This is a genomic window from Exiguobacterium sp. KRL4 (genome assembly GCF_001870785.1).
In the GTDB taxonomy this organism is placed as follows: domain Bacteria; phylum Bacillota; class Bacilli; order Exiguobacteriales; family Exiguobacteriaceae; genus Exiguobacterium_A.
This window is the reverse complement of sequence record NZ_MOLV01000012.1, coordinates 1-25,069: the sequence shown is the minus strand read 5'-3', so window position 1 is coordinate 25,069 and position 25,069 is coordinate 1. Positions and strand designations below refer to the sequence as shown.

Genomic DNA, 25,069 nt, shown 5'->3' with positions numbered 1-25,069 from the left:
TAATAAAATAAACTATGGATTGAGGGATAGTTCGTGAAATATTTAATCGCAATACTAGGACTTGTCGTCGTGTTTGGTTTGGCATTCCTTGTCAGTAGCAACCGTAAAGGCATCAAATTGAAACCGCTTGCGGTCATGCTAGTGCTTCAGTTAGTCTTTGGATTCATTTTACTCAACACATCGTTTGGTTATATCGTCATCCGTGGAGTTGCAAAAGTCTTTGATAAATTATTGGGATATGCGGCAATCGGAATCAACTTTGTCTTTGGTGGATTGGCAAATGAAGGGGCACAGCCATTCTTCATTAACGTCCTCTTACCAATCGTCTTCATCTCAGCTTTGATCGGAATTTTGCAGTTCACGAAAATCCTTCCGCTTTTGATGCGTGGAATCGGATTTGGATTATCGAAGATCAACGGGATGGGACAACTTGAGTCTTACAATGCCGTCGCTTCAGCAGCAATCGGTCAGTCGGAAGTGTTCATCACCGTCAAAAAACAAATCGGTAAATTGCCGCCAAATCGTCTGTACACATTATGTGCGTCGGCGATGTCGACGGTTTCGATGTCAATCGTCGGTGCCTACATGACGATGGTCGAACCGAAATATGTCGTCACAGCAATCGTCTTGAACTTGTTTGGTGGATTCATGATCGTTTCGATCATCAACCCGTACACGGTTGATCCAAAAGAGGACATTTTGGAAATCATCGAAGAAAAACAAACGTTTTTCGAAATGCTTGGCGAATACATCATGGATGGATTCAAAGTTGCGATCATCGTCGGGGCGATGTTGATCGGATACAACGCCTTGATCGGAATGGTCAACGATATCTTCTTGATGGTTCTCGGCATCTCGTTCCAGGATATTCTCGGTTACATCTTTGCACCAGTCGCCTTCATCATGGGGATTCCATGGGCGGAAGCGGTCAGTGCCGGTAGTGTCATGGCAACAAAATTGATCACAAACGAATTCGTCGCGATGCTCAGCTTGCCTGAGTACGCAAAAGAATTCTCAGCTCGTACACTTGGAATCGTATCCGTCTTCCTGATTTCATTCGCCAACTTCTCGTCTATCGGGATCATCGCGGGTGCTGTCAAAGGACTGGACGATCGTCAAGGCAGTGTCGCAGCGAGCTTTGGTCTGAAGTTACTTTACGGGGCAACACTTGTTAGCGTCTTGACGGCAATTGTCGTCAGTGTCTTAATCTAATCAAAACAGCAGTGACGGATCAGTCGCTCCTAGAAAAAGAAGGACTCGATTTTTTAAATCGGGTCCTTCTTTTTTCGTATTCGAGATGGGGGCATTTAACCACGCGAAGCAATCCCGACCCGTTCACGTGAAAATAGCTTTTCATCATACGCAGCATAGGCGAAGCGGGCGACGTTGATGCGCGGGATTGGACCTGTGTCATGGGTGAATCGATTGGATTCGATCAAGACATCGTCAATCGCAGCTTCGTCGACCAATTGAGTCGGACAGATGACAGTATAATCAACATCCGCATCCTTTAAGGTCAAGTACGCTTTTAGGTGATCTTCTGCCGCGATGGTTGAACGGCGACGGGATTCGCTTGATTGAAAACGATATTTCCCGGGTTCTTCCGAAGCATCAAGAATTCCGGCCGTCGAAACGAAAACAATCCGATCGATATGCTGTTCTTTCATTTTAATGATGAGGTGTGGGACCGCGACCGATAAAATTTGTTTTTGATCGGTGCCTAGACAACTGAAGACCACTGACGTCCCGTGAACAACTCGTTCTAGATCATCGGCATTCGTCGCATCACCATGAATGATTGTCAGACTAGGATGTTCAGGTAAGGCATGTTGCTCAGACCGGACAAGCGCCTGAACCTCGTGTCCTTCTTGTAACAATAAATCGAGCAATGGTCGACCCGTTCGTCCCGTCGCACCGAGTAAGCTTACTGTTGCCATTTAGATTCATCCTTTCGTGAGTGAACTGTATAGAGAAGAGGAACGACAAGTGAAAATCGTTCCTCCCGAATTGTACTTATTTATCGGCAAACATCACGCCGGCTTGACCGTAATCTGTTTTTTCCATCTCTTCGATGAAGACGGTGACATTTTCTTTTGGAGCGTCCACGGACTCGGAAACGGCCGCTGTGACTTTTTCGATCAACGCCCGTTTTTGTTCGACGGTGCGTCCTGCTAACATCTTGACTGTAACGTAAGGCATCTAATTTTCCTCCTTCTAGCATAAGTTCAACACGCCATCAGTATACCGTACGTCACCTGGGTTCCGTCAAACAGTGACATTTAAATTGCTAAAGACGGGTATAGTACAGGAATAGACTGTATCAAACGAGAACTACTTAATTAAGAAAACATAAGGATGAGGTGAACGCATGGAGATGGAACCGGTGATCCGTAAGAAAATCCATACCCTATTGATTTTTGACCGCGCTTTACCAGAAGATCAAACATATCCGTTGTCGGGAGCAAAAGGTCTTGAAGTGGCGGAAGTACTATTCGATCAAAATATTCCGTTTGGACGTCTCGTCACGGATAAGGAATTAGCGTTACTTGTCGGAAACGAAGAAGCAAAACGGTACGGAATGTTGACGTTATTGCGGGATGAAGACCGTTTCAAGCCGATTTTTCAAAACCGGAAACCAACACCTGACATCGAAGAAGAAATTTCAGAACGGATCCGCGAGCTTGCCAATCAATTACGGGCGATTCGTTCGAGATGCTCATCACTTGAACGGATTGTCTTATTTGGTCGTGCTGCCCAAACGTTGTATGACCAAGCGTTACGACAGTTAGAAGAGCTCAACCCACCGGCTCATGAAGAGTTGACGTCCCTGGAGTGCCTTCGCTTGCCGACGATCCGTCGGGTCACACGGGAGCAGCTCGAGCCATTAAGACGTTAAGGAAGACTTGCGTCGACTGTTGGATGCGGTATGATAGAAGCAACAGTGGTAAAAGGGGACGAGTAAACGATGGAAAAGAAAATTAATTTTAATATCATTTCAGATAACTCAACAGATGGTCATGGTGGATTTGGTGTCGGGACACTCAGTCTGAACAGCATGTCGCCGGTCATCATCTCACCGGAAGATGGTGAAGCCTATATCGATATGGGGGCGATGCATGCGAAAGCCGCCATCGAAAAGCGAATCAAGTTCACGACGGATCAAGCAGACACACCAAACGGGAAACCATACTGGATCGTCTGGGTGACAGTGGGGCGAAAGCCGGAAGGATTTTATTACGGTGGCGTCGCGGCGTGTGACTTGCTAGTCGACGTTGAAGCACGGCGCGGCTTTAAGATTTTGGCGGATCACGTCAACAAGATGGACAAATCGTTAAAAGGACGGATTGTCGTCAGTCATATGGACGATACGTCCAAACAATTGTTACGTGAATTCTTACAAACACATAAACCCGAGATGTGGGCCAATGCGGAACCTGAATTGCATGAAGCGCTAGCTTAAAATAAAGGTGCCAACTCTGTTAAAGGGTTGGCATTTTTTTGATCGATTATGTGCGTAACGTCACGACAATTAATTCAGGGCGGTTGAAAATCCGAAAAGGGAACAGGCTGTTACCGAGACCCCGGCTGATGATCAGTTTGGTTTGCTCCATCATATGTTCACCGGCCGTCAGCTCCGGGAAAAATCCTTGACCGGGTGCATACATCCCGTCTGTGAACGGAAGACGGATTTGTCCGCCGTGGGCATGACCGGATAACACGAGATCCATTTTTCGTTCCGCATACAGCGGCAAATATTCCGGACGATGGGCCATCAAGAGTTGGAAGGCATCTGTATCGACTGTCGATTGGGCCTGATCGAGACTTTGGCGGATGCCGTCCGGTTCTTGTAAACCTTCACTCCAGCGAGTCGTCGTAGGATCATCAATCCCAAGTAACTCAATGAACTGATTGCCTTTTTCAAGTGGGACGGACGTATTTCGAAGAACTGTGACACCGAGCTGCTCGAGCTTCGGCAAAATCGTCAAATTACGACGGACTTCATGATTACCGGTCACGAAATAGACAGGATAGTCGGCCGTTAATTTTTCCATCAATAAAAGGGCTTCTGCTTCCCCGTCACGGCGAGAGTCGATCAAGTCGCCTGTCATCAAGATGATATCCGGCTGAAGTTTGTGAACTTTTTTGAGGAGATACTTTTGTTTGCGGCCAAAGGATTTTCCGTGTAAATCAGCAATCTGAAGAATCGTATAGTCATTGAACGCAGCAGGTAATCGCTCCGATTGAACGGTCACCGACGTCGTTTCGATTTGATTGTTTTCACGATACAGAAACCAGCTACTGAGAGCAAGGATTCCGATTGAAAGATACCAGCGTTTTTTAACGCGCAAAAATCCCACCTCTTTTCTTTTGTTCAGCATACCAAAAAGACCCTGTCTTCCGCATGAGGGAAGGCAGGGTCTAACTGCAGTTACGCTTCTTTTTTCAAATCATTCGCTGCTTTGGTTGCGTCCGGTTCCTTGGAAAGATCCATGAACAGGGCAATCACCATCATCCCAACGACGAAGATGAAGGGGAAGGCGGCAAGGACAGCGGCTGCCTGCAAGGCACTGAGCCCACCTGCATATAGCAGAACAGCTGCAATCGAAGACTGGATGATGCCCCATGTCAACTTGATGCGCAGACTTGGAAGCAGGCTACCACCGGAAGACAACATCCCGAGGACATAGGTTGCCGAGTCGGCAGACGTGATGAAGAACGTCGTGATCAAGAAGACACCGATGATGCTGAGGAAGGTACCAAGCGTACCAAATGTCTCGAACAAGGCAAACATCCCCGTTTCGACACCTTTATCATTGACGGTCGAGATTAAATCGATGTTGTTGAATAATTCGTTCCAAATCGCTGATCCACCGAAGACGGAGAACCAAAGTAGTCCAAAGATGGTGGGGATTAAAACGATCCCAAGGACGAACTCACGAATCGTCCGTCCTTTTGAGACGCGGGCGATGAACGTTCCGACGAAGGGTGACCAGGAAATCCACCATGCCCAGTAGAAAATCGTCCAATCGTTGATCCATCCTCGTTCCTCAGGGTTAAACGCTGATGCGCGGAAACTCATGACGGGCAGGTTCTGCAAGTACGCACCTGTCGTTTGGACAAACAGATCCATGATGAAGCTGAATGGTCCAAGGAACAGGACACCGACCATCAAAAGAATGGCAAGAACGATGTTGGCGTTACTTAAGCGGACGATTCCTTTATCGAGACCGGAAGCGGCACTCATCATGTAAAGAACGGATACCACTAAAATGATAATCAATTGTGTGAAAAATGAGTTCGGAATACTGTCGACAAGGAAATGCAGGCCACCGGAAATTTGCTGGGCGCCGAGACCAAGTGACGTTGCGACACCAAATGCCGTTGCGACGATCGCCAACACTTCAACCGTTCCTTTACCGGCAGTTTGGTACTTTGGTTTCATGAGTGAAGCGACGGTATCACCAATCGTTGCCGGACGTCCTTTGCGGAACGTCGAGTAGGCAATGGCAAGACCCACGATCGCATAGAGTGCCCATGGATGGAGACCCCAGTGGAAAAATGAATAACGCATGGCCAGTCGTGCGGCTTCTGTCGGATCGCCGGTTGCGACCGGTGGTGTATGGAAGTGGGTCAATGGTTCCGAGACTCCCCAGAAAACGAGACCGATTCCCATGCCGGCACTAAACAACATTGCGAACCAGGAAATGAGTCCGTATTCCGGACGATCGGAGTCTTTACCGAGTCGGATGGAGCCGAAACGCGAAAAAATCAAAAAGATGGCAACCAATAAAAAGGCACTCATCCCGAGAAGATAAAGCCAACCAAAACCATTCGAGATAAAGTTTTGAGCGATTCCCGTGACATTGCCAAGATTTGCGGCACCAATGAGTGATTCAGGTAAGATTCCCCATATGGTAAAGAGCACACAGAAAATGACGGAGACAATAAAGACATTCGTGATCTTACTTTTTCTTTTACTTTCCATCGTGATCAACACCTTCTTTCGAATTTTACATGTGAGTTTTGCATCTGTTTTAGACAACGACTTTAGACAACGACATTAATGATACCCGCGTTATTTGAAACTAAAACTTTATCACGCAAGTTTCAACCCTAACAAACATTGATGACAACTGGCAAATGGAAATGGGTAATGACGGAAAGTGGAAACGTGGAAAAACAATGCGTTTTTTTGTCGGAAATCCAGTAATGGAGCGGTTTAAACTTACTTTCATGAACGGACGGATTCAAGTGGATTATTTATTATTTCCCGGTCTTGGTTTTTTGTAACGTATATCGATGAAGCAAAAAAACAGACGCAACAAAATTGGTTTGATATCGTAACAAGTAGCCACTATACAACAGGAGGAATTCGACATGAATCACGACCAAACAAAACAACAGATTATCGACGCCTTTCAGTTCCGTCATGCGACCAAATCATTTGATCCAACTAAAAAAGTAACAGCGGACGATTTTTCATTTATTTTGGAGACGGCACGTCTTTCACCAAGCTCATTTGGATATGAGCCGTGGAATCTGCTTGTCATTCAAAATGAAGCGATCCGAAACGAAATACGGGACGTCGCTTGGGGAGCGCAAGGACAGTTACCGACCGCGAGCCACTATGTCATTTTCCTTGCTCGGACAGGCGGGCAGATGCAGCCGGACGGGTCACACGTGACGTATATGATGGATGTACTTGGTTTATCAGACGAAGCGAAAGCCGGTCGGACGAAGCGATACGGATTGTTCTTAGAAGAAGATTTTAAGATTGGGGATAATCAGAAGGCGATGGAAGATTGGTCGGCGAAACAAGCGTATATTGCTCTTGGCAACATGATGTCCGCAGCAGCCCAAATTGGGATTGATTCTTGTCCGATCGAAGGATTTGATCAACAGGCGGTAGAACAACTTTTGGCACGACACGATTTGCTCGATCGGTCTGTTTTCACGGTACCGGTCATGGTTGCGTTTGGTTACCGGGCAGACGAACCAAAACGTGCGAAACAACGCCGCTGTCTGGACGAAATCGTCACATTCATCGACTAAAAAAACAGGCATGATTTTTCGAATTATATAGAAGTTTCTTTCAAAGTTCGGTATACTCGCACTTGTATGATTAAGAAGCGCCGTAAACGCCACTCGCATACGAACAACTTTTGTCTTGATGAAAGAAAGGGGTTCTATCGCAAATGGAACAAAAATTAAAGTTATGGTTCACGGAACACCAAACGGAAGATTACGGTATCACATTCCGTGTCAACCACGTTTATGAGAGCGAACAAACGGAGTTTCAACGCCTTGAGATGGTTGAGACGGACGAGTTCGGTACAATGTTGTTACTTGACGGAATGGTCATGACAACAGATCGAGATGAGTTTGTGTACCACGAAATGGTCGCACACGTTCCACTCTTTACACACCCGAACCCAAAATCGGTTCTGGTCGTAGGTGGAGGAGACGGTGGCGTCATCCGTGAAGTCTTAAAACACCCATCAGTCGAAAAGGCAGTTCTTGTCGAAATCGACGGGAAAGTCATCGAGTACTCGAAAAAATATCTACCAAACATCGCAGGTGGTCTTGACGACGCACGTGTTGAAGTCATCGTTGGAGACGGATTCATGCATATCGCAGAAGCTGTCAATGAATATGATGTCATCATGGTTGATTCAACAGAACCAGTCGGTCCAGCCGTCAACCTGTTTACAAAAGGATTCTATTCTGGAATCTCAAAAGCCTTAAAAGAAGACGGCATCTTCGTCGCGCAATCTGACAATCCATGGTTCACACCGGACTTGATTCGTGATGTGCAACGTGACGTCAAAGAGATCTTCCCGATCACAAAACTCTACATCGCCAACGTTCCGACTTATCCGAGCGGTCTATGGACATTTACGATTGGATCGAAAAAACATGATCCACTCGCTGTCGCACCAGAGCGTTTCCATGAGATCGAAACGAAGTATTATACACCGGAACTTCATACAGCAGCATTCGCGCTACCGAAGTTCGTCAAAGATTTAACGATTTAATTGTACGTCAGGAGTGTTCCGTTTTTAGGGGCACTCCTTTCTATGACTGGAGGAATAATGATGCGTTTTGATGAAGCTTATTCAGGTAAAGTATTTATCGCGAGCCAACCGACTCACGAAGATGCAAAAGCTGTACTATATGGTATGCCGATGGACTGGACGGTCAGCTTCCGTCCCGGTTCACGATTTGGTCCGGCTCGGATCCGTGAAGTCTCACTCGGTCTTGAAGAATACAGTCCGTATCTTGACGGCGATATTGCCGATGCGAAACTGTTTGACGCAGGCGACATCCCGCTTCCGTTCGGCAATGCGCAAAAGTCACTCGATATGATCGAAGAGTATGTCGATTCGTTGTTGACGGCAGGGAAGTTCCCGCTTGGCATGGGTGGCGAACACCTCGTCACGTGGCCGGTCGTCAAGGCGTTTGATAAACATTATGATGACTTTGTTGTGCTGCACTTTGATGCACATACAGACTTACGTGATTCCTATGAAGGCGAACCGTTGTCGCACTCGACACCGCTTAAAAAAATCGCGAACTTGATTGGACCGGAAAACTGTTATTCGTTTGGCATTCGTTCAGGGATGAAAGAAGAGTTTGAATGGGCGAAGACGTCTGGTTACAACTTGTTTAAATACGAAATCGTCGAACCGTTAAAAGCGGTTTTACCGAAGCTTGCCGGTAAAAAGGTCTACGTGACGATCGATATCGATGTCCTTGATCCGTCAGCTGCACCGGGAACCGGCACACAGGAAATCGGTGGTGTGACGACAAAAGAATTGCTCGAAGTCGTCCACATGATTGCACGTGCGGATGTCGACGTCATCGGAGCCGATCTCGTTGAGGTCTGCCCGGCGTATGATCAGTCTGACATGACGGCGATTGCCGCAGCAAAAGTGTTACGCGAGATGATGATTGGATTCGTCAAATAATATAATCAAGCGAGGATCAGTTTTCTATTTGGAAACTGGTCTTTTTTTGTAGATGATATCTTGACTTTCGTTAGCACATTAGAGCGTTTACATAAATGGATTTTTCCTTTAAGTTTAAGATGTCATCACAAGGGAAAGGTTCTTAATGTAAAGTAAATTGTTGGTTTGAGAGCGAAATACATCATGACATGAGAGGTGGAAAAAAAGATGAAGAAACTCTTATCTTTCGTTACAGCTGCTCTGCTATTCGCACTATTTGTGCTCCCAGTAGGCGCAGCGGACGACGCAATGGTTCGTGTGATTCACGCTTCACCTGATGCTCCAGCAGTGGACATCGCCGTCGATGGCAAAAAAGCAGTCTCAGGAGCAGAATTTAAGGATGTCACAGATTATCTGACTCTCCCAGCCGGAGAACGTAAAGTAGAAGTCTTCGCAGCCGGTACAACAAAAGATCCTGTACTTTCTCAAACACTCAACATTGAAGCTGGAAAATTCTATTCTGTAGCTGCAATCGGTAAATTGGCAGACATCAAACTGGCTGTCATGGAAGATAACGGCAAAGGCGAAGATGGAAAATCAATGGTCCGTGTCGCTCACTTTGCACCGGATGCACCAGCCGTTGATGTCGCACCAAAAGGTGGAGATCCACTCTTTAGCGACCTCGAGTTCTCGAAAGTCTCTGACTACGGTACACTGGATGCCGGTACGTACGATCTTGAAGTACGACCAGCCGGTGCAACGGACGTCGTCAAAGCACTTGATGGCATTAAACTCGATAGTGGCAAAAACTATACAGCACTCGCAATTGGTCTACTTGAAGGCGAACCAGCCTTTGACGTCCTCTTGATTCCAGATGGCGGTGAAATGGCAGCCATGCCGGACACAGGTCTTGGCGGAACAACTGAAAATTCTTCGATGGCAACAACTTGGGCGCTCGTAGCACTTGCTGGAGCAGCGCTTGTTGGGACAGCCTATGTCGTCCGTCGTAAAGAAAACGCGTAATCTCCTTGTAATGATCATTGTGATGCTCGCGGGGTGTGGAGGAGCAGAGGAACCTGCTCCATCTGTACCACGTTCCGAGGAACCAGCGCCACCTGTCGTTGAGTCACCAGTGCCAAATTCGGAGTCGGAACCGACAGAGATGGAAACATTCGTGCCCGCTCGTTTAAGTATTCCAACCATTGATGTTGAAGCCAATGTAGAGATCGTGGGGAAGGATACGAAAGGACGGATGGATGTCCCGAAGCAGACTGATCAAGTCGGTTGGTATCAGTACGGTGCAAAAGCCAATCAGACCGGCAATGTCATTCTGGCCGGACATCTCGATGACACCGACGGTCCGGCTGTGTTTTATGACTTAGCGAAGGTGAAACGAGGACAAAAAATTGAATTGAGTTCAAAAACGGGTGAAAAAGTTTTGTATGTGGTGACAAACGTAAAATCATACCCCGTGGATCAAGCACCAGTCGGATCGATTTTCGGTGCGACACTTGCACAACGTTTAACGTTAATTACGTGTATCGGTACGTTCACACAATCAAAAGGATACGATGAACGATTGGTCGTGACGGCCGAACAGGAAAAATAAAAAATGGACCGATCCACTGCGGATTGGTCCATTTGCTGTTTACGATGTAGAGAGACGTTAAGCGTTTAGTTCAGAAGCTGCGACAAGATCTGTCGTCAAGGCAGAGAGTCCTTGTGTCGTTTGACTGATGCCCTGAATCGTTTGGACGATTTGGCTTAGATCATTTTTATTGCGACCGAACATATCCAAGTAGTTTTCCATCTCTTGTTTAACGGTATGGATGCCGCTTTTCACTTGTTGTAATTCATTGCGAGATGCTGAGTTGGAACGGGTGATATCTTCCATCTGGGAGACGAGTTCGTTGATATTACCGTTATTTTTTTGAATCAAGGTATTGATGCTGCTGCTGAGTAATTTAGCGTTTTCCGCTAAGTTACGGACTTCGATCGCAACGACGGAGAAGCCTTTACCATGTTCACCTGCACGAGCGGCCTCGATGGAAGCATTCAAAGCAAGCAGGTTGGTCTGGTTAGCGATGTCTTCAATTCCTTGCGTCATCTTGACGATTTCGTCAGACGTTGTTTTCAACTGTTGGATGCTTGTTAACGACGTACTGACTTGTTCTGTCGCTTGGACAAATTGTTGCTCCATTTTATCCATCTGCGTTTCGTTTTCTGATGTCAAGCCGACGAGATTACGACTTGTTTTTTCGGTTTGATTCGTCTCAGACAAGATTTGTGTGGCGCGGCGACTTGTTTCTAAAATCGCACCTTCTGTCTGTTCAACTGTACTAGCGACTTCTTGGCTGACCCGGACGACGTCCTGTAACAAACGGCTCCGTGAGTCATTGGCGGCACTGACTTCATGTAAACGAGCATCGACATATTGACTCGTCACGATTTGGGCATCGAGATTCATCGCATGATTCAATGCTAAAATCGCATTCGCCAATTGGGCCGGTTCGTGTTGGAAATGTTCGACGATTTTCGGAATCAGTAATGTATTAAAAGCAGCGTAAGAAGCGATGAACCACGTGACAGGGACGAACGTCCGGTTGTGGGTTTTCCCCATCCGTGTCCGCATCGCGAGGAACTTGTCATCCATGTTTCCAGTCAATAAACTTCCGAAATAGTCAGCAAACACTTTTTTCAGACGTTCCCGTGTCGAAGAATTTTGAGCGATTTGGACCATTTCCGGATGAAGGAGTAAATGATCGAGTACTTGCTCGAGTACTTCGTCTAACACACTGTTGACGACAGGTGCCATCGCCTTTAAGGTTTGTAAATGTTCTTCCGTGTAGCCCATGTATTCCAGGCGTCCTGTTAAGCTTGGATCACTTGTTTTCGTAATCAGTCGTTTGTCTGGAAATCCGATGGTCGCCTGATAGGTCGACATCGATGATTTAGTTTTAAATGGATTGCGCACGATATGCCCCCGATTTTCTTGGAATTAAGATTTTTAGTGTCTTGTTAGTTATCGGCTGTTTCTAGAAATCTAATAATCATTTTCTGAAAAATTTGCTCCTACTTAACAAAATATTGACCTGAAATGAAAAAACTCATGGTCTGTGACCATGAGTGGAATCTCCACTTCGAAAGCGAAGGGTACACGTTATATATGTTGTCCATCATTTAGACAAATTGATCCTTTTGAAACGCTTTTTGGGCATCAACGATCGACCGCATCCGGCTTACGCAGTCTTGAACGAATTGGATGTCGATCGACGTAAAGCGAGTGACAGGTCCTTTGGCTGACTCAGCGCTAAATGTGAAGGTTCCGAGATTCCAAAGTTCGATTTTAAATCGTTTTCCTTTGTTGTCATCGAAGTATTCTACGAATTCGATTTTCGGTACCATACGAACCCCTCCTTGTTAAACCATTCCCGATTTACTCAAATTAAAAAAGCCAAACTGCGTCTTTCAGACAGTTTGGCTCAAAATATTTAAGCAGTCGGTACATCATAACCAATTTCTTCGATCGCTTCGACAAGACGTTCTGTCGCGACATCGTCGTGTGTGACGGTAACCGTATTGTCCGGAAGTGATACCGTGGCATTCGTGACGCCATCGAGTTCGTTTAACGCCGATTCGACGCTCGCTTTACAGTGGTTACACGTCATCCCGATGACGTTTAGAGTTGTTTCTTTCATGATCATTTTCCTCCTTTGGATAATGGAATACGTTTTAAGCGTAACGCATTTGTGACGACAGATACAGAGCTGAAGGCCATCGCGGCACCTGCGACCCATGGGGCAAGGAGTCCGAGGAAAGCAATCGGAATTCCAATCGTATTGTAGCCGAGTGCAAAAAACAGATTTTGACGAATGTTTTTCATCGTCTGCTCGCTTAAGCGGATGGCTGTTGCGACTTGTTGCAGATCATGTCCAAGCAGGGTGACATCTGCCGCTTCAAGTGCGACATCTGTCCCGCTGCCAAGCGCAATCCCAACATCTGCTGTCGCAAGGGCTGGTGCGTCATTGATGCCATCGCCGACCATCGCGACCCGTTGACCCATTGCTTGTAAGGCTTTGATTTTGTCTGCTTTTTCAATCGGTAACACATCGGCAAAGACCTGTGTCTGCGGAATACCAAGTTCATGTGCGAGCTCCAAAGCGACTTCTTGTCGGTCGCCTGTCAACAGATAAACCGCTTTAGTTTTCTGAAGCTCTTGAATGACGTGTTTCGTCGTTGGTTTTAGCTCATCCCGAATCGCATAACCGGCTTCGATCTGTCCATCGACCGCGACATAGACGAACGTCGCACCAGTGGAAGTCCAGTCGGGGAGAATCAGCTCATGCTCACGCATCATCCGTGCTGAACCGACCATCACGTGATGTCCTAAAATCGTTCCGCGGACACCACGTCCGGCATCGACGGTGAAGTCTTCGATATCAAAGACGACATCTCGTTCTTCCGTGACTGCATGCGCAAGGGGATGTTCTGATTTTTTTTCAATGGCTGCCGCAAAATCGAGTGCTTGTTCCTGGCCGAACGTTTGCACGACGACAGGGCGGCCAATCGTCAACGTACCGGTCTTATCAAAGACGACGGCATCGACATGTTGTAACGATTCCAGCTGGGCACCACCTTTAAACAGTACGCCGTGTTCTGCTCCTTTACCCGTTCCGACCATGATTGAGGTCGGTGTCGCAAGTCCAAGGGCACACGGACAGGCGATGACGAGCACGGCGATCGCTGGCCGGATGGCTTCGGCAAATGAGCCGGTCGTCCACCACCAGACAGCTAGTGTCACGATGGCAATGGCGACGACGATCGGGACGAAGATACCGGAAATTCGGTCTGCTTGTCGCTGAATCGGTGCTTTTTCCGTCTGGGCCTGTTCGACGACCCGGATGATGTTCGCGAGCATCGTCTCTTGACCAACTTTGGTCGCTTCCAGCAAAAGATGACCATTCGTATTTAACGTTCCACCGATGACAGCGTCATGAACAGTTTTATGAGCAGGAAGCGGTTCACCGGTCAACATCGATTCATCGAGATAGGCATCTCCCGAGACGATCACGCCATCAACCGGAATTTTTTGTCCGGGTTTCACGACGAGTTGCATCCCGACTTGGACATGCTCCATCGGGACTTTCCGTTCGATGCCATCTTCAAGTACGACAGCATCGGTTGCCTGTAAGGAAAGAAGACTTTTGATGGCACCGGTCGTTTGTTGTTTAGCCCGATCCTCGAGCACTTTCCCCAGAAGGACAAGCGTAATCAGGACGGCACTTGTCTCAAAATAGAGATTGGGCATGAGTGGATGGATCAGCATTTCCGCAATTGAGTAGAAATAAGCCGCGGAAGTTCCGAGTACGACCAAAACATCCATGTTGGCGCTGCCGCTGCGAAGACTCTTATAGGCACCGCTGTAGAACGGGGCACCAATGATGAACTGGACAGGTGTCGCAAGTGCAAATTGAAGCCACGGATTCATCAGGAACGGCAGGTGAAGCGGACTGTTCGGAATGTGCGACACCATGCTCAGTAACAAGGGTAACGACAGTAACGTGGCGATGAAAAACCGGTAGAGCATCCGACGATTTTGAACCTGTTCGTGGGGCGTCGTCTTGAGCGTCGCACCGTAGCCGACTTTTTTGATTTTATCAAGGATCACCTGCTCCTCCATCTCGTCCGGGACCGCAATCCGTGCCGTCTCAAGAGGTAAGTTGACGGTCGCTTCGACACCGTCCATCCGGTTCAAGACCTTTTCAATCCGGGCGGAGCAGGCGGCACATGTCATGCCTTCGATATTCAGTTCAATCGTTTTTGACATCTGAATCCCTCCTTACTTTTTGAGACGAGCGATGACAGCCATCAGTTCGTCGACGTAAACATCGGTCTCTTGCTGTCCGGTTGCTGCGTCATGGAGACACATCTTGACATGACGTTCGATGATTTGCAGTTCGACCTGGCGTAAAGCCGCTTGAATCGAGGCGGTTTGGGTCAAGATATCGATACAATAGCGATCGTCCGCCACCATATTGGCAATGCCGCGGACCTGTCCTTCGATCCGTCTCAAGCGTTTCGTTAAAGCATCCTGCTCTTCAGAGGAGCGGGGGACAAGGGGATGATCATGGTTCATGGGGACACCTCTTTCTTCTGTAATAGTTATTATGTTGAGTATATCATATAGGTATGGGGGGTACCAGTATATTGTTTATAACTGAAAAACCGCTTCATCCAAAAGGACAAAGCGGATCTGATAGACAATCTGCTTATTGGTTCGAGACTTGTGGTTTGATGATTTGTTCGTTGAGCGAACGGTTACTGATAATGTCTTCCGCTTGCGTCGCTCGTTTGATGAAGAAAGAGAGAAGAAACGCAAGACCAGCAATGAACGTCGAGATGAAGAAGGCGTAGTTGATGCCGTCAAGCGTTGCTTGCATCACGATTTGTTGTTTCATCGCTGCAGCGGCTTCAGCCGTTGGTTGACTTGTCATATTTTTCGCTGCTTCTTGTGCGAGTTCCGTTCCACGTGTTTTCGCATGAGTCGACATGATCGTCACGAGTAGAGCCGTTCCGATCGCACCTGATACTTGTTGTAACGTGTTGTTCATCGCAGTACCGTGCGGATAATAACGTGTTGGCAACTGGTTTAACCCGTTTGTCGAAACAGGCATCATGACCATCGACATCCCGAACATCCGGAGTGAATAAAGGATGATCAAATGGGTGTAAGTCGTATCCATTTCGAGCTGACTGAAGTAATAACTCGTGACGACGGTAATGAATAATCCTGTGATCGCGAGTGGACGTCCACCGATTTTATCAAACAATTTTCCGTTGATCGGCGACATGACGGCCATCAAAATCGCACCCGGTAGTAACATCAGACCGGCATCAAGTGGTGAGATACCGCGAATCGTCTGGACATAAATCGGGAGCAGCAACATTCCGGAGAACATCGCAATCGTCACGACCATCGAGATGACGGACGATAAAGCGAACATCGGATAACGATAAATCTTGAAGTTGAGCATTGGACGTTCCATTTTCAATTGACGCGTAATGAAGGTGACGAGTGCGATGACACCGATGACCAGCGCCAGGATGACCTGCAGGCTATCCCAGCCTTTGGAGCCGGCAGAACTAAAGCCGTACAAAAGACCTCCGAATCCGAACGAAGACAAGACGACGGAAGTAAAGTCAAGTTTCGCATCGGAACGTTCTTTGACGTCACGCAGTAAGACGACTCCACCAACCAGGACAATCAAAGCAATCGGTGTGATGAAGTGGAACAACATCCGCCAATCGTAATGTTCGATGATCCAACCGGAAAGTGTCGGACCAATAGCGGGGGCACCCATCATGATAAGACCGAAGAAGCCCATCGCGGTTCCACGTTTTTCAATCGGGAAGCTGACGAGCATGACGTTCATCAAAAGCGGCATCATGATGGCAGATCCTGAAGCCTGGATCATCCGTCCGGCGAGTAAAACCGGGAAGGTATCCGCGAATCCAGCAAGAATCGTTCCGAGCGAGAACAAGGTCATCGCTAAGATAAACAGACGGCGGACGGAGAATTTTTGAATTAAGAAAGCCGACGTCGGAATTAAAATCCCGTTGACGAGCATGAAGCCTGTCGACAGCCACTGGACCGTCGATGTTTCAATGTTTAAGTCTTTCATGATCGAAGGCAACGCAATATTAAGTAGTGTGTTGTTTAAGAAAGCGATAAAAGCACCGATCATCAATACGGCAAGGATGCCGTAAGGGGGACGAGCGGAAGTAGATTTTTCGTGTTGCATGGTATTCCTCCTTAATGAACTAACAGTACACAATTCTATACGGTCGTTATATCTGTTGTCTATCTTAATCTGATTTAGATTAAATTACAAACATTAATAGCTAAGAAAGGTAATTTTATTTGTTGTGAACAAGATGAGGTTCGATTGAACCAGCTCTGATCAAAAAAATCCCTTCCCCCTGTTTGATTGCAACAGGGAGAAGGGATTTTTTAAAGAAGAAAACAGATTAACCGACATGCGTGTTTAAGGCGTCTGTCGTAATGTCGTAATGGGACGTCGTCCAAACGGCCCGACCATCCTGAACGAACAAGACTTGCGGTGATTCATGTCGGACGTTGTAGTGTTCCGCGATATGGTTCGATAACGTCCGTGCTTCTTGAACCAATAGATAAGCAGTCGGGATCGCGGTCGTATCGGCGTATTTCGTATACTCGGAAAAACCAGCCGAACTGATCGGACAAGTCGTACTGTGTTTACAAATCACAAACGTGGTGTGTTCAGAAACGAATTGATCAAAGTCGGAAATCGATTGTAATTTTCTCAGTTGTGTCATAGTATCATCCTCCATAAGTCCGTAAACGGTCACTTAACTTCAGATTCTCCCTGTAATCGACGGGACAGTCAATCAAAACGGGTCCGTCACTCGTAAAAGCTTGCTTGAGACAAGCGGCGAGCGTTCCATGTTCGCCGACACGAAGACCAAGGGCGCCAAAGGCAACAGCCAGTTGAACAAGATCGGGATTATCAAACTCGATATAAGGCGCTCGCCCATATGCCTGCTGTTGTTTCCATTCAATTAGTCCGTACGTCCCGTCGCGCCAGATGATGACGACGATTGGAAGTTTCAGGCGAACAGCGGTCTCGAGATCTTGACCGTTCATCAAGAAGGCACCGTCTCCGGAGGCACACAAGACACGGCGTTCCGGATAAAGTAATTTAGCGGCAATCGCACTTGATAATCCGTACCCCATCGAAGAAAAGCCGTTTGAAATGAACAGCTGATTGGGACGTGTCGTCTGAAAATGCCGTCCGAGCCAGACTTTATGTGCACCGACATCAGAAAAAATCATCCCGTCTTCACCGGTCGCCTGTTCGAGTTCCCGGACGATGCTTTGCGGATGGAGGGGGAGGGCCATCGAATACGTCGCTTGAATTTCTTGACGCAAGCGATCGCGATCCTGTTGCCAGCCGGACCAAGCCCGGTTCGGGACATCTTCGGACAGCAACTGTAACGTGTCCGGTAACGAACCAATCAGATTAGCGACGACCGGATAAAATTGATCGATTTCATGTTGGTTCGTATCGATGTGCAGGACCGGTGTCCGGTTCGGATTCCACTTTGAAGGTGGCAATTCGGTGATGTCATAGCCGATGGCAATGATGAGATCACTTTGGTCAAGAATCCGTTGATTGTAGTCGGCATTCGGTAAACCAATCGTATGGGCTGCCAGTTCGTGGAACGATGAAATCGTTCCTTTGCCCATCATTGTCTCGACGACTGGAGCCCCTAAACGTTCGACAAAAAGACGGAAAGCGTCCGTCGCACCACTTCGGTTGATTCCGAATCCGGCAATCACGACCGGTTTGGTCGCTTGTTCGATCTGACGCAAGACGGCGCTATCCTTGACGGACGTCGGATGGAGGAACGTTGGGGCACTATCGCGTAAGACCGGTGTTTTCGCATCGACATCGGACTTCGCGATATCTTCCGGGAAGGACAGATGTGTCGCGCCCGGTTTTTCAGAAGCAGCCTGAGCAAATGCTTGCCGGACGACTTCTGAAATGATTTCACCGGAAGCAATCGACGTACTCGATTTTGTGATGGGGCGATACATCTCAACTAAATCAAACATCTGGTGGGAGGCCTTATGTTGGCGCCATGTCACCCCTTGGCCGGTAATCGCGACGACAGGGGAATGATCCATCGTTGCACTCGCGATTCCCGTCATCATGTTCGTTGCGCCAGGACCGAGTGTCGACAAACAAACGCCGGGGCGTCCGCTTAACCGTCCGAACATCGAGGCCATGAAGGCGGCGTTCGTCTCATGACGTGTCGTGATGAACGTGATGTCTGACTTGCTGATTGCTTCGAGTAACGTGATATTTTCTTCACCAGGAACACCAAAGATATGCGTGACCCCTTCAGCTTCTAAACACTGGACAAATCGTTCGGCGGCGTTCATTGGTCAAGACCGCCGATTGAGACATACTTCGTTTCAAGATAAGCCTCAAGCCCTTCAGAACCGCCTTCACGTCCGACACCGGACTGTTTCATGCCGCCAAACGGTGCTTGAGCCGCCGAAGGAACACCGTCATTCCAACCGACGATTCCATAATCGAGATTTTCGATGGCCCGGAATGCCCGTGCGTAGTTGTTCGTGAAGACATAAGAAGCAAGACCAAACGGTGTTTGATTGGCATAGTGGACAGCTTCTTCGTCCGAACTGACACGTTGGACAGGTGCGACCGGACCAAACGTCTCTTCGTTCATGATCAGCATCTGTGGGGTGACGTCAGCGAGGACCGTTGCTTCATAATAATAGACATCTTGTTCCTCGTCTGCGTGTCCCGTTCCACCGGTGACGATGCGGGCGCCGGCTGACGTTGCATCATCGACATGTTTTTTGACTTTTTCGTAACCGGCCTTGTTGATCATCGGACCGATTTTCGTTTCACGATCGAGTCCGTTACCGGTTTTGAGTTTAGCGGTTTCCTGTCCTAACTTCTCGACGAAGACGTCATAAATCGAATCCGAGACATAAATCCGGTTTCCGCAGACACACGTTTGACCACCATTGCGGAATTTTGATTTGATTGTTTCCGCGACGGCAAGATCGAGGTCACAATCATCAAAGACGAGAATCGGCGCATGTCCACCCAGCTCAAGCGACATCGCTTTGATCGTCTCGGCGCCTTGTGCCATCAACGTCCGACCGACTTCCGTCGAACCGGTGAAAGTGATCTTATCCACGTGTGGATGGGTCGCAAGCGATTCACCCAAGTCTTTTCCGCTGCCCGTCACGGCATTGACAACCCCGTCCGGAATCCCGACTTCCTGACAGAGTTCAAGTAGCCGCAGTGCCGTCAATGGAGTCGCTGTCGGTGGCTTCAAGACAAACGTACAGCCTGCGACGAGCGCCGGTGCTAACTTTCTTGTAATCATCGCAGCCGGGAAGTTCCAGGGGGTAATCGCAGCAACGACACCGATTGGTTGCTGGATGACATGGAGCCGTTTGTTTGTATCATGCGTTGGAATGATCCGACCGTAAGCCCGTTTTCCTTCTTCTGCAAACCATTTGACGAAGTTTGCCGCATATTCGACTTCGCCTTCCGACTCAGCGAGCGGTTTCCCCATCTCGAGTGTCATCAAGCGGGCCAGTTCATCCTTTTTCTCGAGCATCTTGGCATACAATTTTTCAAGAAGGGCCGCACGTTCATAAACTGTCCGTTTCGACCATTCCGGAAAAGCCATGTGAGCTGCTTCAACCGCATCGTTGACATCAGATTTTGTTCCGTTTGGTACACTGCCGACGATTTCACCTGTCGCCGGATTCTTGACATCCGTCCGCTCGCGTTCATGATCAAGCCACTGTCCGTTGATTAAAAACTGTCCGTCCATCTTACAAAATCCCCCTTTTTTATTCGCATTGTTAAGAATATACCCGAAGATTGAAAAAAAGATTCGCTTTTCTGAAAAAGGTTGTGCAAAAGGCTAGAAATTGACCGATAAACAGTGTAGGATAATTCAGTAAATGTAATGTATTTTCTATTGAATAATTTGATGGAAAACGAATGAGGAAAATGAATGTAAAGTAACGGAATGTATGTGGAAACGTTGACATTCCAACTCGGTTTGATAAGATGAATATAGGGTATTTGCGCAATCGGTTGCGCTTAAACGAAATCAACCGATGATTCATATAAAACATCAAGGAATACTATAAAATAACGGACAACAAAGACTGAAATACGAGAGGATTTATCCACAATGACACAAATGATACCACGCCCTGAAACGGCACAAAAAACACTCACACGAGCTTGGTGGAAAGAGGCAGTTGCTTACCAAATCTATCCGCGCAGCTTTTATGATGCAAACAATGATGGAATCGGCGATATCCCGGGTATCATTGCCAAGTTGGATTATCTAAAAGATCTCGGAGTCGATGTATTATGGATTTGCCCAATGTTCAAATCACCGAATGATGACAATGGATATGACATCAGTGATTATGAAGACATCATGGACGAATTCGGAACGATGGCCGATTTTGATTTATTAATGGAAGAAGCACATAAACGTGACATTAAAGTATTACTCGATTTAGTCGTCAATCATACGTCGGACGAACACCCGTGGTTCCTTGAATCCCGTTCGTCAAAAGACAATGACAAACGCGACTGGTACATCTGGAAGGATGCCGTCAACGGCGGGGATCCAAACAACTGGGAAAGTATCTTTGGTGGTTCGGCTTGGGAATACGATGAAAAAACGGAACAATATTTCTTACACGTCTTCTCACGTCGCCAGCCGGATTTAAACTGGCAGAACAAAGACATGCGCCAAGCGGTCTACACGATGATCAATTGGTGGCTCGACAAAGGGGTGGACGGTTTCCGGATCGACGCGATCAGCCACATTAATAAGGATCAATCTTACGCCGACTTACCGAATCCACTCGGTATGCCCCATGTGCCTTCATTCGAGATGCACATGAATATCGAAGGAATCCATGAATATCTCGAAGAATTGAAAAACGAGACGTTTTCGAAATACGACATCATGACGGTCGGTGAAGCGAACGGTGTGACACCGGAAGAGGCCGATCTCTGGGTCGGAGAAGAAAACGGCAAGATGAACATGGTCTTCCAGTTCGAGCACATGGATCTGTGGCGCGCCGATGCCGAAAAAGGCGTCGACGTCGTCAAGCTGAAACAAGTCTTGACGAAATGGCAAAAGGGGCTCGAAGAAACAGGCTGGAACGCACTTTATCTTGAAAACCACGACAAGGTCCGCTCCGTCTCACTTTGGGGCGATGAAGGACAATACTGGAAACAAAGCGCGAAGTCACTTGCGATGATGTATTTCTTCATGCAAGGGACGCCGTTCATCTATCAAGGACAGGAAATCGGGATGACGAACGTGCAGTTCCCGGACATCTCAGATTATGATGACGTCGCGACGAAAAACATGTACAACATGCAACTGGCATCAGGGAAAACACATCAAGAAATCATGGAAGTCATCTGGAACTCGTCCCGTGATAACTCCCGGACACCGATGCAGTGGACGAATGAACAAAACGGTGGGTTCTCTGAACAGTCTCCATGGTTCGGCGTCAATCCGAACTTCTCGGATATCAACGTTGCGGCTCAGCAAATAGACGAAGATTCAATCCTCAACTTCTACAAACGGATGATTCAAATTCGGAAGATGGAAGAAACGTTGATCTACGGGGAATATGATTTGATTCTTCCGGAAGATACAAAAGTCTACGCGTATACGCGGACGCTTGGGAACGAACAGTTCCTGATCGTCACGAACTTAAAAGGTGAAGTGGCGGAAGTCGATACGGACATCATTCTCCATGCGGACAACATCATGCTTGCGAACTATGAGACAACGTATCATGAAGGAACAGAATTGACGCTTCAACCATTCGAAGCACGCCTTTACCGCGTACGCTAAAACAAGGCTGGATTTGGCAGATGCCGAATCCGGCTTTTGCTGTCGCTAAAAAAGAAATCAAGAAGATGCAGGACAGAAGAAAATCGTGTACGCTAGACGATGAGGTGATAGAAGTGAAACCAGTACGTTATCCGGTCCGCCTGCGACAAGTGACATCGATTCAAGATGACGCGATGCGGGAGTCCGTTGAATTAGAAGCAGACGGGACCTTGTTTGAAACAAAAGACGGGTTTGCCCTGAAGTTCATGCAAGAAGATGAACAACCGATTGATACGACCATCAAGTGGTCACATGACCAGGTTGCTTTGAACCGAAAAGGTCCGGTCTCGATGCACCATGTCTTCATTTTAGGTCAGAATACAAAAAGTGGTTATGAGAGCCAGTTTGGCCAAATGGTGATGGAGACGGAAACAGCGACGATCGAGATGACGGAGCAACGCATGCAATTCCAGTACGATTTGATGATGAATCATCAGCCGGTCGGCTTGTATACGATTGAATTAACTTGGGAACGGAGTGAAGCAAATGGCATTTGAACAAACAGTAAAAGAGATGGAACAGATGCTCGAAGAAGATTGGTTCGAGTGGTTGGAAAATGATGAGCCGAAATACAACGAGTGGCGTGATCAACTTGAAGCACTGGCAGAACAGGTCATGACGGAATACAATTCAAAAGTCGATTCGGACGCGATTGACTCCTTATTGTTGATCAATGAAGACTTACCCGTCTTGTACGGTGAAGATACGGTCATGCTGTATACGGCATTACTCCATGCGCGTAAAGAAGATGATTCGGTCTACGAACGTTATTTGACGATCTTAGGGGCATTTTCTGAAGAAAATCATCCGGCCCTCCGTGAAGTCGAACAGGCGGTTGCAAAAAAAGATTACAAGACAGCGTATGCCCGTGCCGTCAAATTACCACAATCGCTTGGATTAGAATAAGTACCTGCTAAAGTAGTTCCATTCAAAGGATATTTGAAGGAGCTGCTTTTTTGATTTTCTATATACTAAGATGATTGGTGATTTCATTGAAATTCTAGACAGTTGGTCTAAGATTGTAAAGAATCGGGCATGAAGTAAAGGAAGCAGAACAGTTTCAAGATGGAGGAGTTTACATGAAAGTCGTTCAAGTCAACGCATACGGCGGTGTCGAGCAACTCGAAGTCGTCGAACGTCCAGTCCCGACACCGCGCGCCGGGGAAGTCCTGGTCGAAGTGAAAGCATGCGGCATCAACAACACAGAAATCTGGATGCGGGAAGGTGCCTACGGAACGGATGCCCAATCAGGCTGGAAACCGGAGGGCGTTCAGTTTCCCCGTGTCCCGGGTTCTGACATCAGTGGACGGATCGTGCAAGTCGGAAGCGGGGTCGATGAAGCACGCAACGGTCAAGACGTCGTCCTGTTCCCGTTCACGTCAAGTGGACAAGAGGGAGCGGAACACATCAGCGAAGATATGTCGTTCATCGGATCAGAGTATGACGGGGGATATGCCGAGTATGTCGTTTGGCCGGCAGAACTGTGTTATGCGATGCCGCTTGCCGATTATACGAAAAGTGCTGTTTTCTCCGTCAGTGGATTAACGGCGTGGCATATGAACGAACAAATCCAGTTACAGCCGGGACAAACGGTCCTCGTGACAGGCGCAAACGGCGGCGTCGGCTCCTTGAATGTCCAGATTGCCGCCCACGTGTTTAGTGCGACCGTCATTGCCGTGGTCGGAGACTTGAAGACGGAAGAGGCACTCAAACGTCTTGGCGCCACGCATGTCGTATCGTATCGCTCGGAACAATTGGCGGACGAGATCATCGCTGTTAACGGGGGACCGATTGACGCTGTTCTCGACGTGGTCGGAGATCCATTGTTCAAGACGGCACTGACTGTTTTGAAAAATGGCGGGAAGTTCTGTATTTCCGGTTCTGCCGGCGGACAACAGACGAACCTCGATTTCCGAACGATGTACTTAAAGCATTTGACGTTTTACGGCTCTGTTCTCGGAACGCGCGCTGAATATGCCCGGATGCTTGACGCGATTGCTGAAGGAAAACTGGAACCGGTCATCGACCGGACATTTCCGCTTGAAGAGGCAGCGGCAGCCCAGTCCTACTTTAAAGAAACAGGCAAGCTCGGGAAAATCGTATTAATACCGAATCAAAATTAGAAAAACGTGTGTACTCACTCGACTCCTACAGGAAAAAGCACGGTCACCCGTGCTGTCAGAGACAGGTAAGACCCGACTCCATGTCCTTTGGACAAAGGAGGCGCGGCTTGCGCCTCCATAGATGTCAACTTAAGAAAATGACTAACTTCTCTCGAAAAATGGTAAGGAATATTACCGCCTACGAGAGGAGTTTTTTTATATGTTAGCCCGAGCGAAATTCGATTTCCTCGACCAATTATTTACGTTTCTAGAGCCGGCTAAAATCGATCAGATGGCGAAGGAGACAGGTTTTGTACAGCGGAAACGAAAATTCGATGCCAATGACTTTTTATCTTTACTCTTCGGGATTCATGGAAATCTGATAGACTCTAGTCTTCAAGAATTGAGCACGAAGTGCGCCGTGAATCAAGACATCGAGATTAGTCGTGCCGCAATCGACAAAAAATTTACCAAAGCTGCCGTATTATT

General features: G+C 47.6%; 25 protein-coding genes and 1 pseudogene. 13 read left to right on the top strand and 13 right to left on the bottom strand.

Going from position 1 to position 25,069, the window contains the following annotated elements; translation table 11 throughout:
* Positions 1-33: 33 nt before the first annotated feature.
* Entirely contained in the window at positions 34-1,212 is a 1,179-nt protein-coding gene (locus BLD48_RS09250; protein WP_071499961.1) for a NupC/NupG family nucleoside CNT transporter, read from the top strand.
* A 95-nt stretch (positions 1,213-1,307) separates the two neighbouring features.
* Here BLD48_RS09250 and BLD48_RS09245 read toward each other — a convergent pair whose 3' ends face one another.
* Positions 1,308-1,937, bottom strand: a complete 630-nt coding sequence (locus BLD48_RS09245) for an NAD(P)-dependent oxidoreductase (protein ID WP_071499960.1) — start codon at positions 1,935-1,937, stop codon at positions 1,308-1,310.
* 76 nt (positions 1,938-2,013) lie between these two features.
* On the bottom strand, positions 2,014-2,199 hold the full coding sequence (locus tag BLD48_RS09240) for a 2-hydroxymuconate tautomerase (protein WP_014969267.1): 186 nt from the start codon (positions 2,197-2,199) through the stop codon (positions 2,014-2,016).
* A gap of 169 nt (positions 2,200-2,368) precedes the next feature.
* Between BLD48_RS09240 and BLD48_RS09235 the strand changes: the two genes are divergently transcribed.
* On the top strand, positions 2,369-2,896 hold the full coding sequence (locus BLD48_RS09235; protein WP_071499959.1) for a hypothetical protein: 528 nt from the start codon (positions 2,369-2,371) through the stop codon (positions 2,894-2,896).
* Positions 2,897-2,965: 69 nt separating this feature from the next.
* Complete coding sequence (locus BLD48_RS09230) at positions 2,966-3,460, top strand: YwhD family protein (protein WP_071499958.1); 495 nt, start codon at positions 2,966-2,968, stop codon at positions 3,458-3,460.
* A gap of 46 nt (positions 3,461-3,506) precedes the next feature.
* Here the strand turns inward: BLD48_RS09230 and BLD48_RS09225 are convergent, their stop codons facing one another.
* Together BLD48_RS09225 and BLD48_RS09220 are read right to left on the bottom strand one after the other, a co-directional pair.
* Positions 3,507-4,358, bottom strand: coding sequence for a metallophosphoesterase (locus BLD48_RS09225; RefSeq protein WP_236629981.1), 852 nt, complete (start codon positions 4,356-4,358; stop codon positions 3,507-3,509).
* Between the two features lie 71 nt (positions 4,359-4,429).
* Complete coding sequence (locus tag BLD48_RS09220) at positions 4,430-5,986, bottom strand: BCCT family transporter (protein ID WP_071499956.1); 1,557 nt, start codon at positions 5,984-5,986, stop codon at positions 4,430-4,432.
* 392 nt (positions 5,987-6,378) lie between these two features.
* Between BLD48_RS09220 and BLD48_RS09215 the strand changes: the two genes are divergently transcribed.
* From BLD48_RS09215 to BLD48_RS09195, 5 genes are all read left to right on the top strand, one after another.
* Complete coding sequence (locus BLD48_RS09215; protein ID WP_071499955.1) at positions 6,379-7,053, top strand: NAD(P)H-dependent oxidoreductase; 675 nt, start codon at positions 6,379-6,381, stop codon at positions 7,051-7,053.
* A 143-nt stretch (positions 7,054-7,196) separates the two neighbouring features.
* A complete protein-coding gene (gene speE / locus BLD48_RS09210) occupies positions 7,197-8,036 on the top strand; it encodes a polyamine aminopropyltransferase (RefSeq protein WP_014969274.1) in 840 nt (279 codons plus the stop codon).
* Positions 8,037-8,096: 60 nt separating this feature from the next.
* Positions 8,097-8,969 carry an agmatinase gene (speB, locus tag BLD48_RS09205; protein ID WP_071499954.1) on the top strand — a complete coding sequence of 291 codons (873 nt, stop codon included), beginning with the start codon at positions 8,097-8,099 and terminating at the stop codon, positions 8,967-8,969.
* A 207-nt stretch (positions 8,970-9,176) separates the two neighbouring features.
* Positions 9,177-9,971, top strand: coding sequence for a DUF4397 domain-containing protein (locus tag BLD48_RS09200; protein ID WP_071499953.1), 795 nt, complete (start codon positions 9,177-9,179; stop codon positions 9,969-9,971).
* A gap of 10 nt (positions 9,972-9,981) precedes the next feature.
* Positions 9,982-10,557 carry a class F sortase gene (locus BLD48_RS09195; protein ID WP_236629980.1) on the top strand — a complete coding sequence of 192 codons (576 nt, stop codon included), beginning with the start codon at positions 9,982-9,984 and terminating at the stop codon, positions 10,555-10,557.
* 57 nt (positions 10,558-10,614) lie between these two features.
* Here BLD48_RS09195 and BLD48_RS09190 read toward each other — a convergent pair whose 3' ends face one another.
* The 9 genes from BLD48_RS09190 to BLD48_RS09150 form a co-directional block, all read right to left on the bottom strand.
* The gene (locus tag BLD48_RS09190) at positions 10,615-11,922 is read right to left on the bottom strand and encodes a globin-coupled sensor protein (protein WP_071499951.1); all 1,308 of its coding nucleotides are present in this window, start codon (positions 11,920-11,922) and stop codon (positions 10,615-10,617) included.
* A gap of 206 nt (positions 11,923-12,128) precedes the next feature.
* The gene (locus BLD48_RS09185) at positions 12,129-12,353 is read right to left on the bottom strand and encodes a hypothetical protein (RefSeq protein WP_014969279.1); all 225 of its coding nucleotides are present in this window, start codon (positions 12,351-12,353) and stop codon (positions 12,129-12,131) included.
* Between the two features lie 86 nt (positions 12,354-12,439).
* Positions 12,440-12,646, bottom strand: a complete 207-nt coding sequence (locus BLD48_RS09180) for a cation transporter (RefSeq protein ID WP_071499950.1) — start codon at positions 12,644-12,646, stop codon at positions 12,440-12,442.
* 2 nt (positions 12,647-12,648) lie between these two features.
* Positions 12,649-14,775 carry a heavy metal translocating P-type ATPase gene (locus tag BLD48_RS09175; protein ID WP_071499949.1) on the bottom strand — a complete coding sequence of 709 codons (2,127 nt, stop codon included), beginning with the start codon at positions 14,773-14,775 and terminating at the stop codon, positions 12,649-12,651.
* Positions 14,776-14,787: 12 nt separating this feature from the next.
* A complete protein-coding gene (locus BLD48_RS09170) occupies positions 14,788-15,084 on the bottom strand; it encodes a metal-sensitive transcriptional regulator (RefSeq protein ID WP_071499948.1) in 297 nt (98 codons plus the stop codon).
* A gap of 133 nt (positions 15,085-15,217) precedes the next feature.
* A complete protein-coding gene (locus BLD48_RS09165) occupies positions 15,218-16,750 on the bottom strand; it encodes a DHA2 family efflux MFS transporter permease subunit (RefSeq protein ID WP_014969283.1) in 1,533 nt (510 codons plus the stop codon).
* Positions 16,751-16,976: 226 nt separating this feature from the next.
* Entirely contained in the window at positions 16,977-17,303 is a 327-nt protein-coding gene (ytxJ, locus tag BLD48_RS09160; protein WP_071499947.1) for a bacillithiol system redox-active protein YtxJ, read from the bottom strand.
* A 4-nt stretch (positions 17,304-17,307) separates the two neighbouring features.
* Positions 17,308-18,933, bottom strand: coding sequence for an acetolactate synthase large subunit (locus tag BLD48_RS09155; RefSeq protein ID WP_071499946.1), 1,626 nt, complete (start codon positions 18,931-18,933; stop codon positions 17,308-17,310).
* Complete coding sequence (locus BLD48_RS09150; protein WP_071499945.1) at positions 18,930-20,369, bottom strand: NAD-dependent succinate-semialdehyde dehydrogenase; 1,440 nt, start codon at positions 20,367-20,369, stop codon at positions 18,930-18,932. The genes BLD48_RS09155 and BLD48_RS09150 overlap by 4 nt, the downstream gene beginning before the upstream one ends.
* Positions 20,370-20,738: 369 nt before the next feature.
* On the opposite strand from BLD48_RS09150, the gene BLD48_RS09145 reads away from it, so the two are divergent.
* The 5 genes and pseudogenes from BLD48_RS09145 to BLD48_RS09125 form a co-directional block, all read left to right on the top strand.
* On the top strand, positions 20,739-22,439 hold the full coding sequence (locus BLD48_RS09145) for a glycoside hydrolase family 13 protein (RefSeq protein ID WP_071499944.1): 1,701 nt from the start codon (positions 20,739-20,741) through the stop codon (positions 22,437-22,439).
* A 20-nt stretch (positions 22,440-22,459) separates the two neighbouring features.
* Positions 22,460-22,975 carry a YwiB family protein gene (locus BLD48_RS09140; RefSeq protein ID WP_071499943.1) on the top strand — a complete coding sequence of 172 codons (516 nt, stop codon included), beginning with the start codon at positions 22,460-22,462 and terminating at the stop codon, positions 22,973-22,975.
* Complete coding sequence (locus BLD48_RS09135; protein WP_014969289.1) at positions 22,965-23,384, top strand: hypothetical protein; 420 nt, start codon at positions 22,965-22,967, stop codon at positions 23,382-23,384. The genes BLD48_RS09140 and BLD48_RS09135 overlap by 11 nt, the downstream gene beginning before the upstream one ends.
* 173 nt (positions 23,385-23,557) lie before the next feature.
* Positions 23,558-24,601 carry a zinc-binding dehydrogenase gene (locus BLD48_RS09130; protein WP_071499942.1) on the top strand — a complete coding sequence of 348 codons (1,044 nt, stop codon included), beginning with the start codon at positions 23,558-23,560 and terminating at the stop codon, positions 24,599-24,601.
* Between the two features lie 199 nt (positions 24,602-24,800).
* Positions 24,801-25,069: pseudogene (locus BLD48_RS09125) on the top strand (hypothetical protein); the annotation flags it as partial.

Bases quoted from the DNA above. Each gene is read 5' to 3' on its own strand.
- BLD48_RS09150 (WP_071499945.1), bottom strand. From the start codon at position 20,369: ATGGACGGACAGTTTTTAATCAACGGACAGTGGCTTGATCATGAACGC.
- BLD48_RS09230 (WP_071499958.1), top strand. From the start codon at position 2,966: ATGGAAAAGAAAATTAATTTTAATATCATTTCAGATAACTCAACAGAT.
- BLD48_RS09185 (WP_014969279.1), bottom strand. From the start codon at position 12,353: ATGGTACCGAAAATCGAATTCGTAGAATACTTCGATGACAACAAAGGA.
- BLD48_RS09135 (WP_014969289.1), top strand. From the start codon at position 22,965: ATGGCATTTGAACAAACAGTAAAAGAGATGGAACAGATGCTCGAAGAA.
- BLD48_RS09170 (WP_071499948.1), bottom strand. From the start codon at position 15,084: ATGAACCATGATCATCCCCTTGTCCCCCGCTCCTCTGAAGAGCAGGAT.
- BLD48_RS09195 (WP_236629980.1), top strand. From the start codon at position 9,982: ATGATCATTGTGATGCTCGCGGGGTGTGGAGGAGCAGAGGAACCTGCT.
- BLD48_RS09165 (WP_014969283.1), bottom strand. From the start codon at position 16,750: ATGCAACACGAAAAATCTACTTCCGCTCGTCCCCCTTACGGCATCCTT.
- BLD48_RS09220 (WP_071499956.1), bottom strand. From the start codon at position 5,986: ATGGAAAGTAAAAGAAAAAGTAAGATCACGAATGTCTTTATTGTCTCC.
- BLD48_RS09245 (WP_071499960.1), bottom strand. From the start codon at position 1,937: ATGGCAACAGTAAGCTTACTCGGTGCGACGGGACGAACGGGTCGACCA.
- BLD48_RS09235 (WP_071499959.1), top strand. From the start codon at position 2,369: ATGGAGATGGAACCGGTGATCCGTAAGAAAATCCATACCCTATTGATT.
- ytxJ (WP_071499947.1), bottom strand. From the start codon at position 17,303: ATGACACAACTGAGAAAATTACAATCGATTTCCGACTTTGATCAATTC.
- BLD48_RS09215 (WP_071499955.1), top strand. From the start codon at position 6,379: ATGAATCACGACCAAACAAAACAACAGATTATCGACGCCTTTCAGTTC.
- BLD48_RS09240 (WP_014969267.1), bottom strand. From the start codon at position 2,199: ATGCCTTACGTTACAGTCAAGATGTTAGCAGGACGCACCGTCGAACAA.
- BLD48_RS09200 (WP_071499953.1), top strand. From the start codon at position 9,177: ATGAAGAAACTCTTATCTTTCGTTACAGCTGCTCTGCTATTCGCACTA.
- BLD48_RS09155 (WP_071499946.1), bottom strand. From the start codon at position 18,933: ATGAACGCCGCCGAACGATTTGTCCAGTGTTTAGAAGCTGAAGGGGTC.
- BLD48_RS09130 (WP_071499942.1), top strand. From the start codon at position 23,558: ATGAAAGTCGTTCAAGTCAACGCATACGGCGGTGTCGAGCAACTCGAA.
- BLD48_RS09180 (WP_071499950.1), bottom strand. From the start codon at position 12,646: ATGAAAGAAACAACTCTAAACGTCATCGGGATGACGTGTAACCACTGT.
- BLD48_RS09175 (WP_071499949.1), bottom strand. From the start codon at position 14,775: ATGTCAAAAACGATTGAACTGAATATCGAAGGCATGACATGTGCCGCC.
- speB (WP_071499954.1), top strand. From the start codon at position 8,097: ATGCGTTTTGATGAAGCTTATTCAGGTAAAGTATTTATCGCGAGCCAA.
- speE (WP_014969274.1), top strand. From the start codon at position 7,197: ATGGAACAAAAATTAAAGTTATGGTTCACGGAACACCAAACGGAAGAT.
- BLD48_RS09140 (WP_071499943.1), top strand. From the start codon at position 22,460: ATGCCGAATCCGGCTTTTGCTGTCGCTAAAAAAGAAATCAAGAAGATG.
- BLD48_RS09145 (WP_071499944.1), top strand. From the start codon at position 20,739: ATGACACAAATGATACCACGCCCTGAAACGGCACAAAAAACACTCACA.